This is a genomic window from Endobacter medicaginis (genome assembly GCF_014192375.1).
Classification (GTDB): Bacteria; Pseudomonadota; Alphaproteobacteria; order Acetobacterales; family Acetobacteraceae; genus Endobacter; species Endobacter medicaginis.
In genome coordinates this window covers 22,965-31,235 of record NZ_JACHXV010000018.1, presented here as the reverse complement: position 1 = coordinate 31,235, position 8,271 = coordinate 22,965, and the positions used below count along the sequence as shown (strand labels likewise).

Genomic DNA, 8,271 nt, shown 5'->3' with positions numbered 1-8,271 from the left:
TCCCATTCCGACCGGTCTATTTACGGAATCTATAGTCTAATTATGCGGACTTTCGGCCAGGCCACTGCTCGCAGCACCATCACGCGCAGCAGCTGTTCCGGCGCCGGGTGACACAGCCCATCATCGCGATATCGGACACGCCCATCGCCGACCCAGCGCATACGGGCATCGACATCATTCCGGGACAGCACGAGCTCACCGCCGCAGATATCGGCTCGGCCGACGACGACAGGCATATCGCCCGGGTCCACGGCAACGGTCGGCAGCCGGCATAGATTCATGATTTCGAGAGCCGCAATGTTGCAGTCGGGATTCCAGGAGCGCCACATCCGCATCTGATGCCGGATGACCTGCATCTGCGGCGCGGTCAGCGTCCACAGTGTCGGCGGTCGAGGTGCTGGCGGCCGGATGACCCGGCGCCTCATTGTGCGACGCCGGCAAATTTCAACAGATGGCGGTGGTTCTGCTGAGCGTACGAGTCGTCGGCCCGCTTGAACTTGTGCAGCTGAGCAGACCGCTCGCCGGCCTCCATATCGGCTTCATTCAGCCAATGCCGCAATTCAGACCAAGCATGCAGCCACGGCCCTCGGACATCGAGGAAATGGCAGGCGGTCGCACAGGATTTCGCAGAATGGCTGTGGCCGCTTAGTGCTGCGTAGATAGAGATGCGCACACGGGGCTCGTAAAGAGTCGCCGTATCGAGCCCGAGGCTCACGATATCGCGGTCAGCTTGCAGCATGTCCGCAATCGCGGCCCCTCCCTCCAGCGGAGCGATGGCAGCGAGAATCTGTTGGTCGACACGTGAGCCCTCGGCGGCAATGCGATGCCGCATCACCCAGCTCGTCATGTCGGACTGCAGTGAATTGTGCAGAAATTGCGCGCCAGCTAACAGCGCACGTTCGGTCGGCAGGGATGGGTCTGGCACATGTGGCTCCTGGTGATATCGAAGGCTGAAGACGACAGCGACCGCGCGATGGCGGCCGGGCTTCAAATCGATATCGAGGAGGTCATGCTGTTCACGTGCGGCAGTATTGGTAGCTGGTTGTTTTCGATTTGTCAATGACTAAGAGCGCGGGGCGCGCTTCGAAGTAGCGTCGAGAAATCGACGCCATCATGCTCGATAGCGTCAATCGTGCGCGCCAAATTCTGAAGCCCGATGCGCTTCAGATATGTCCCGGCACCCTCGCTGCGCGACCCGTTCTCATGCCCGAGGACCGCATCAATCCACTCCGCTCGAATCCCCGTGTCGGTGTTTCGCAAAATCGTGGATGCCGAATGTCGAAAGCTATGAAACACGGTCCTGCTGCCGACCCCTGCGCGGCACTTGTGTTTGCTGAACTCCCGACTGAACCCGGCGCCGCGCTTCATGTCCGGACCGGACGCCCGCAGGTCGCCAAATAGATACTCGTCGCCTCGGGCTGCCCGCTCCGCCACGAACTCAGCCAGGCCCATCTCTAGCAGTCGGCGATGCACCGGCACCGCCCGGCATCCGGCCTCCGTTTTCGGAGTCCAGCCGTCGTCGTGTTCTTGCAGCAGCAGCACCAGGCGCCCGTCGACCATCGTGACATCTGGACCCAGTCGTAGCCGGCAAATCTCCTCCAGGCGCATGCCGGAGTATGCCCCAATGGCTACAATCCAGGCATATGTGCTGTGTGAGATGCCGAGATTGCCGCGCCAAGGCTCGGCCAGCAGCCGCTTCAGGTCTTCCGTCGACCAGTCCAGCCGCCGGCTCCTGGCCCCGCTTTTGACGCCGACGAATTTGAAACCGGTCCAAGGATTCGCCTCAGCCTCGCCCATCGGAAGCGCCCACGCCCACAGTTGAACGAGTGCCGACACATGCCGCTGAAGCGTGCGCTCGCTCAGCCGCTTGATGCCCGTTTTTCCAGCGGTCAACGCAATCGCCTGGTCGGCCGGGACCGCATTCCTTGCCTTCCCGTGAGACGCCGGAATCTGGCGCATCAGCTCGATGAACCTCCCGGCATCTGACCGTGCCACCGCGCGCATCGGACCATCGCCCAAGAGCTCGGTGTATATGCGGTAGGTAGCTGCGTTCTGATGCCGGGTCTGACCGCTCAGCGTATCGGCTCGGGCGACAAGGAATCGCGATGCCATCTCGGACACCGTCGACCCGGCCACACGCCGCCGACGGTCAACGGGCTTGGCGGTCGACAGGGCAGGGGGCTGACGCTTCGGCTTCGAGACCGGCTTCCGCTCGACAACCGGCCCAGCACCCGTCGGCATGTCATCACGTGAGGCGGCCGTAAAAACCCATGGCGGCTGCCCACGCATGCGGCGCAGCAGCTCAACCCCGGTATCGAGCCGACCCTCGCGCACAGCCGTGATGACGCCGTCGACTTGGAGATAGACCGCCGCCGCTCTCAGCAGCGCTTCACGGTGTCGCGTGGTCGACAGGGTCCGCTCGATGACCACGCATCCCAGCGTCGCTCGCACATCGGCCGGCAGCACCCGGCGGAAATACCAGCCGTCGCCACGCCGTCGCACGCATCCCGTCATCGACCTCGCCCGCAGGCCGGATTGAGGCATCAAATTGATGCATCAAAACGCGACCCCATTTGGCGGCTAAGTCATTGATAAGGTATGCAAAAAACACATGGCTGGGGCGGGAGGATTCGAACCTCCGCATGGCGGAATCAAAATCCGCTGCCTTACCGCTTGGCGACGCCCCATCCGCGACGGGCCGTTGATAGTCGGCGCCGGTGGCGGCGTAAAGCCGGGTTTCAGACCTCCGGCGTCGTCGGCTCGGACCGGGCCGGCGGCGCCGCCGGCCTCTCCGGCTCAGGCGCGCCGAGCGGGATCAGCCTCGCCGCCCGGTCGAGGGCGTGGTCCAGGGCAGCCATGGTGGCGGACAGGTCGAGACTCTCGTCGCGTATCCAGGCCCGTGCTGCGTAGGTCCAGACCGCGGTCAGCACCTGCCGGCGCCACAAAGTTGTGAGCCCGCTGCCGCCGATGCCGATCGCATCGGCGATCCAGCCGATGCTGAGCGGTGTCGCAACCGCCAGCGTGGTGGCCAGGGCGGGATCGAAACGGGCGGCGCGCAGCATCGCCAGCACGCCGCGGCGGTAGCCCTGCAGCACATCGAAGCGCTGCATCAGCGCATCGAACAGCAGTTCGCGCAGCAGCGGTGCCGGCAGCGATGTGTCCGGCGCGACGGCGGGATCGGCGGGCAGGGCGGCCAGTGCGGCGCGGTCGGCCAGCTCGCCCAAGCGCAACGCGACCGACAGGCGGGTCGGAAATCGTGCGCGCGCCTCACCCAGGTCGAGCCCGGCGCTCCGGGCGGCCGAGGCGGTGGTGAAGCTGTGCCAGCCCTGCCACTCGATTTCCTCGAAGGCGGCGGCGAGCAGGGCGCGGTCGAATGTCTCACTCATCGCGGGTGACTCTCCTGGGCGACGGCGCGGCGAGTGCGCGGGACAGCTCGTCGGCGAGCTCTGCGGAGCGCCGGGCGGCGGCATCGATGGCGGCGTCGATGGCGGCCGGCCAGGCCCGCGGCTGCATCAGCACCGCCAGGGCGCGTTCGGTGACGCCGTTCGGGCTGGTCACCGCGCGGCGCAGCTCGGCCGCGTCGGTGGAACGCAGATCGAGCAGGCCGCCGGAGCCGCTGATCGTGCGCCGCGCGAGCTGGCGGGCGATCGGGGCTGGCAGGCCATGCGCGACGGCCGCCGCCTCCAGCAATTCGGCGAGCAGGAACACATAGGCCGGGCCGCAGCCGGAGATCGCTGTGGCCGGATCCATCTGTGCCTCCTCCTCCAGCCAGACCACGTCGCCGCACGCGGCGAGCAGCCGTGTCGCCAGCGCGCGCGGGCCACGACGCACATCGTCACCGAGACCGAGCGGGGCGTAGGCGAGGCTGACACCGCGGCCGATCGCCGCAGGCGTGTTGGGCATCGCGCGGATGCAGCTGACGCCGCCGCCGAGCGCGCGGTCCAGCGAGGCCGTGTCGATCCCGGCCATCACGGAGATCACCAGCGCGCCACTGGACTGTACGATGGGGGCCAGTTCGGGCAGCACCTGCGCCGCCTTCTGCGGCTTGACGGCGATCACCACCACCTGCGGGCGAAATCCGCCCAGCTCCGCGAGGCTGGCCAGATGCCGGTGCGGTGCCGGCAGGTCGAGGGGCGACGGGCGCACTGCGACCGAAGGCGCCAGCCCGTCGGCGAGCCAGCCTTCGAACATCGCCATGCCCATTTTGCCGGCACCGACCAGCAGCAGCGATGGCAGAGGCTTGGATGTGCTCATGAACTCATGTCGCTGGGCCCCGCCCGGGATGAGTCCCGGGGCGGCCCAGCCATGTCACGCCTCGCCGGCGCAGTCGAGCATCGCCGCGTCCAGCGCCTCCTGCGGCGTCTTGCCGCCCCAGAGCACGAACTGGAAGGCGGGGTAGAATCGCTCGCATTCGGTGATCGCGATATCGACCATGTCCTCGAGGCTCTCGGGCGATGCGCCCGGCGCGCCGCGCAGCAGCACGGAATGGCGAAACAGCGGCACGCCGTCCTCGGTATCCAGACCGAAATGGCCGATCCACAGGCGCTCGTTGGCCAGGGTGAGCAGTTCGTACAGGGCACGGCGCTGCTTGGCCGGCACCTTCATGTCGAAGGCGCAGGTGAACTGCATCGCACTGATCTCGGACGACCAGTTAAAATACAGGCCGTAATCGCACCATTTCCCCGGGGCTTCGGCGGCCATCTCGGAATCGTTGCGGCGGTCGAAGGCCCATTCGTTCGAGCCGGCGATCTGTTCGAGCAGGTCGAGCGGGTTGGACGCGTTGTCCATCGCGAGGTCGAGGGCAGGCATGCGGCGCGCTCCTGTCTGGAGGACGGCCCAAAGCCCGGCGGGCAAGGGCCCCCACGTCTGCGACTCGCAGCACTTGGCTGCGGGGCTTGAGGCCCAAGATGAGGTTATGGACGCAAGGCCCGCTCCGCAAGCGTCCCGCGTCCCAAGGTGTGGGGCAAGCCGTCACCGCGCGGTCACGCTGTGGCGCGGAGATGACACCCCGGGGCCGAGACTCAGGGGAAGTCGGGCTTGCTTTCCAGCTCGGCGAGGCGGGCTTCGAGAGCCGCGAGCCGGGTTTCCGCGGCTTCCTGCCCGGCGCGGGCGCGGGCCGCGAGCTCGGCCACCGCGTCGAACTCGTCGCGACGCACCAGGGCCAGGCGGGCGATCGCCTCGTCGATGCGGCCGCGGATCAGCGCGGTGAGCTCGTCGCCCAGGCCCGACACGGCGGAGAACGCGCCGCCGGCGACACCGGCGAGATCGTCGAGGAAACGGGGGCGCTGCTGCATGTCGATGGATCCGTCGGAAAGGGCCTGCTCGCTGCATAGATGCGGTGATCCGAGCCGCTCGGCAAGGACCGACGCCCTATGGCGCATGTCGGGGTGGCTGAATATAACCGCGCGATGATCGTGATCACCGGCGGTGCCGGCTTCATCGGCTCCTGCCTGCAGGCGGCCTTCCACGCCAGCGGTCGGCAGACCGTCATCATCGACCGGCTGGGCATCGACGAATCCGGCGGCGGCAAGTGGCGCAATCTCGCCGCCCACCCGCCTTCGCGCATCATTGCGCCCGATGCGCTCGACGCCTTCCTTGCCGACGCACCGCCGATCGAGCGCATCTACCATCTCGGCGCGATCAGCGAGACCACCGCGCGCGACGGCGACCTGGTCTGGCACAGCAACGTCACCCTCTCGCAGCGCCTTTGGGACTGGTGCGCGGCGCATCGGGTGCCGTTCATCTACGCCTCGTCGGCCGCGACCTACGGCGATGGCGCGCAGGGCTTCGACGACGATCTCGACCGCCTCGATGCGCTGCGTCCGCTCAATCTCTACGGCTGGTCGAAGCATGCCTTCGACCTCGATGTCAGGCGCCGGGTGCGCGCCGGCGAGGCAGCACCGCCGCAATGGGTTGGGCTGAAATTCTTCAACGTCTACGGCCCCAACGAGCTGCACAAGGGCCGGATGATCTCGGTGGTGAAGGTCAAATACGACGAGATCGCGGCCGGCGGACCGGCGCGGCTGTTCCGCTCCGACCGCGCGGGAATGGCCGACGGCGCGCAGGCGCGCGATTTCATCTGGGTCGGCGACGTGGTCGACGTGCTGCTGTGGCTGGGGGAGAATCCCTCCGTCAGCGGCCTGTTCAATCTCGGCACCGGGGACGCCCGCACCTATCTCGACCTTGCTCATGCGGTCTGCGACGCCGCCGGGCAGCCGCGTGCGGTCGAATTCATCGACATGCCGGCGGCCCTGCGCGGTCAGTATCAGAGCTTCACCGAGGCACGGATGGACCGCCTGCGCGCCGCCGGCTACACGCGGCCCTGGACCTCGCTGGAGGAGGGCGTGCACCGCTACGTGGGCGGGCATCTCGTCGCCGGCCAGCCGCATCTGTGAAGGCCTCCGCCGCGTGACCGAACTGCTGCCCGTGCTGATGTTTCCGCAGTTCAACCCGGTGGCGATCGCCCTCGGGCCGATCGCCATCCGCTGGTATGCGCTGGCCTATATCGTCAGCCTGGTGATCGGCTGGCGGCTGATGCGCCGCATCGCCGCGTGGCCGCCGGTGGCTGCCACCCCGCTGCAGGTTGACGATTTCCTCACCTGGGCGACGCTCGGCGTCGTGCTCGGCGGCCGGCTGGGCTACGTGCTGTTCTACCAGCCGAGCCTGTATCTCGCGCATCCATCGCTGATCCTGCATGTCTGGAATGGCGGGATGAGCTTCCATGGCGGCGCGCTCGGCGTGGTGATCGCACTTGCCCTGTATTGCTGGCGCCAGAAGCTCGATTTCCTGACCTTCTCCGACCGGTTGTGCGCGGTGGTGCCGCTTGGCCTCGGGTTGGGTCGGGTGGCGAACTTCATCAACGGCGAGCTGTGGGGGCGGCCGGCGCCCGAGACCCTGCCCTGGGCGATGATCTTCCCGCAGGCCGGGCCGGTGCCGCGCCATCCGTCCGAGCTCTACGAGGCGCTGTGCGAGGGGGTGATCCTGCTCGCGGTCATGCTGGCGTTCGCCTCTCGCGCCTCGGTGCGTGCGCGCCCCGGGCTGCTGTGCGGCATCTTCCTGGTCGGCTACGCGCTGGCCCGCATCTTCTGCGAGCATTTCCGCGAGCCGGACGTGTTCCTCGGCTTCATCGCGCCGCTTTTCGGCGGCATCACCATGGGCCAGATCCTGTCGCTGCCGATGCTGCTGGTCGGGCTGGCGCTGATCTGGCGCGCCCGCCACCGTCCCGCCGTGGCGGTGTGAGCGAGCTCCTCCGCCTCGACCGCTGGATGGGGCAGGCCGCTGCCGCCTACTACGCCCGCCACGACCCGTTCGCCGATTTCGTCACCGCCCCCGAACTGACCCAGGTGTTCGGCGAACTGCTCGGCGCCTGGGCGGTGGCGGTCTGGCGGACGATGGACACGCCGCGACTGCGCCTGGTCGAGGCCGGGCCGGGGCGCGGTACGCTGATCGCCGATGCGTTGCGGCTGATCGGTCGTGTCGCGCCCGACGCGGCGACGGCGATCGATCTGCACCTGATCGAGACCTCGCCCCGCCTGCGCGACCTCCAGCGCGCCGCGATCGCCGCCGTTCGGCCGGGGCTCGCACCCGTCTGGCATGAGTGTCTCGACACGGTGCCACCCGGCCCGATGGTGCTGCTCGCCAACGAGTTCCTCGACGCGCTGGCGGTGCGGCAGTGGGTGCGGCGGGACGGAGGCTGGCAAGAGCGCTGCGTCGCATCCGGTCGGGTGGTGGAGACCGCCTGCGAGCCGGACGGGGCGCCCGCGGCCGTGCTGGCCCGCGCCGGCGAGGGCGAGGTGGCGGAATGGTCGCCCGATGCCCTCGCCTTCACCGCCGCCCTGGCCACACGGCTGGCGCGCGACGGCGGCGCCGCGCTGCTGGTCGACTACGGCTATGATTCGCGTCAAGAGGGTTTCCCGGAGGGCGGCTCGCTTCAGGCCCTGCGCGGCGGCCGCCCCGCCGATCCGTTTGAGGCGCCGGGCGAGGCCGACCTGACCGCGCATGTCGATTTCATCACCCTTGGTGAGTGCGCGCGGGAAGCCGGGGCCGCCGTTCACGGCCCGGTGGGGCAGGGCGCGCTGCTGAGCGCGCTTGGCCTGTTCGCCCGCACCGAGGCATTGTCCCGCGCCGCCCCCGAGCGCGCGCGCTCCCTGATCGACGCCGCCCATCGTCTCGCAGCCCCGGAACGGATGGGACGTCTTTTCAAAGCGCTGTGCCTGTGCGACCCCTCGGCGAGCGTTCCGCCGGGATTCTGAGGGGGAAGAAAGTCGACCA

At 68.2% G+C, this 8,271-nt stretch carries 11 protein-coding genes and 1 tRNA gene; 4 read left to right on the top strand and 8 right to left on the bottom strand.

The window, feature by feature from the left end; genetic code table 11:
- Positions 1–29: 29 nt before the first annotated feature.
- Positions 30–425 carry a hypothetical protein gene (locus tag FHR90_RS14755; protein WP_183275475.1) on the bottom strand — a complete coding sequence of 132 codons (396 nt, stop codon included), beginning with the start codon at positions 423–425 and terminating at the stop codon, positions 30–32.
- A complete protein-coding gene (locus FHR90_RS14750) occupies positions 422–925 on the bottom strand; it encodes a hypothetical protein (protein WP_176625464.1) in 504 nt (167 codons plus the stop codon). Before FHR90_RS14750 ends, FHR90_RS14755 begins: the two co-directional genes overlap by 4 nt.
- On the opposite strand from FHR90_RS14750, the gene FHR90_RS14745 reads away from it, so the two are divergent.
- Positions 926–1,063: a hypothetical protein gene (locus tag FHR90_RS14745; protein WP_176625466.1), complete on the top strand. Its 138-nt coding sequence runs from the start codon at positions 926–928 to the stop codon at positions 1,061–1,063.
- On the opposite strand, the gene FHR90_RS14740 is transcribed toward FHR90_RS14745, so the two are convergent.
- The 6 genes from FHR90_RS14740 to FHR90_RS14715 form a co-directional block, all read right to left on the bottom strand.
- On the bottom strand, positions 1,057–2,514 hold the full coding sequence (locus tag FHR90_RS14740; RefSeq protein ID WP_183275474.1) for a DUF6538 domain-containing protein: 1,458 nt from the start codon (positions 2,512–2,514) through the stop codon (positions 1,057–1,059). The genes FHR90_RS14745 and FHR90_RS14740 overlap by 7 nt on opposite strands.
- 98 nt (positions 2,515–2,612) lie before the next feature.
- Positions 2,613–2,687: transfer RNA gene (locus tag FHR90_RS14735), tRNA-Gln, on the bottom strand.
- Between the two features lie 51 nt (positions 2,688–2,738).
- Complete coding sequence (locus FHR90_RS14730; RefSeq protein WP_183275473.1) at positions 2,739–3,386, bottom strand: TetR family transcriptional regulator; 648 nt, start codon at positions 3,384–3,386, stop codon at positions 2,739–2,741.
- On the bottom strand, positions 3,379–4,254 hold the full coding sequence (gene proC / locus FHR90_RS14725; protein ID WP_183275472.1) for a pyrroline-5-carboxylate reductase: 876 nt from the start codon (positions 4,252–4,254) through the stop codon (positions 3,379–3,381). Before proC ends, FHR90_RS14730 begins: the two co-directional genes overlap by 8 nt.
- Positions 4,255–4,308: 54 nt before the next feature.
- On the bottom strand, positions 4,309–4,809 hold the full coding sequence (locus FHR90_RS14720; protein WP_176624946.1) for a type III secretion system chaperone family protein: 501 nt from the start codon (positions 4,807–4,809) through the stop codon (positions 4,309–4,311).
- Positions 4,810–5,021: 212 nt separating this feature from the next.
- Positions 5,022–5,294 carry an accessory factor UbiK family protein gene (locus tag FHR90_RS14715; protein WP_176624944.1) on the bottom strand — a complete coding sequence of 91 codons (273 nt, stop codon included), beginning with the start codon at positions 5,292–5,294 and terminating at the stop codon, positions 5,022–5,024.
- A gap of 114 nt (positions 5,295–5,408) precedes the next feature.
- Between FHR90_RS14715 and rfaD the strand changes: the two genes are divergently transcribed.
- Genes rfaD through FHR90_RS14700 form a run of 3 tightly spaced genes read left to right on the top strand, consistent with a single transcriptional unit; the run spans position 5,409 to position 8,252 of the window.
- The gene (gene rfaD / locus FHR90_RS14710; RefSeq protein WP_176624951.1) at positions 5,409–6,395 is read left to right on the top strand and encodes an ADP-glyceromanno-heptose 6-epimerase; all 987 of its coding nucleotides are present in this window, start codon (positions 5,409–5,411) and stop codon (positions 6,393–6,395) included.
- Positions 6,396–6,417: 22 nt separating this feature from the next.
- Positions 6,418–7,239 (top strand): prolipoprotein diacylglyceryl transferase, encoded by an 822-nt coding sequence (gene lgt / locus FHR90_RS14705; protein ID WP_176624948.1) that lies wholly within the window; start codon positions 6,418–6,420, stop codon positions 7,237–7,239.
- The gene (locus FHR90_RS14700) at positions 7,236–8,252 is read left to right on the top strand and encodes an SAM-dependent methyltransferase (protein ID WP_266152856.1); all 1,017 of its coding nucleotides are present in this window, start codon (positions 7,236–7,238) and stop codon (positions 8,250–8,252) included. The genes lgt and FHR90_RS14700 overlap by 4 nt, the downstream gene beginning before the upstream one ends.
- Positions 8,253–8,271: the final 19 nt, after the last annotated feature.

Bases quoted from the DNA above. Each gene is read 5' to 3' on its own strand.
- FHR90_RS14745 (WP_176625466.1), top strand. From the start codon at position 926: ATGTGGCTCCTGGTGATATCGAAGGCTGAAGACGACAGCGACCGCGCG.
- FHR90_RS14730 (WP_183275473.1), bottom strand. From the start codon at position 3,386: ATGAGTGAGACATTCGACCGCGCCCTGCTCGCCGCCGCCTTCGAGGAA.
- FHR90_RS14720 (WP_176624946.1), bottom strand. From the start codon at position 4,809: ATGCCTGCCCTCGACCTCGCGATGGACAACGCGTCCAACCCGCTCGAC.
- FHR90_RS14740 (WP_183275474.1), bottom strand. From the start codon at position 2,514: ATGACGGGATGCGTGCGACGGCGTGGCGACGGCTGGTATTTCCGCCGG.
- proC (WP_183275472.1), bottom strand. From the start codon at position 4,254: ATGAGCACATCCAAGCCTCTGCCATCGCTGCTGCTGGTCGGTGCCGGC.
- FHR90_RS14715 (WP_176624944.1), bottom strand. From the start codon at position 5,294: ATGCAGCAGCGCCCCCGTTTCCTCGACGATCTCGCCGGTGTCGCCGGC.
- FHR90_RS14755 (WP_183275475.1), bottom strand. From the start codon at position 425: ATGAGGCGCCGGGTCATCCGGCCGCCAGCACCTCGACCGCCGACACTG.
- rfaD (WP_176624951.1), top strand. From the start codon at position 5,409: ATGATCGTGATCACCGGCGGTGCCGGCTTCATCGGCTCCTGCCTGCAG.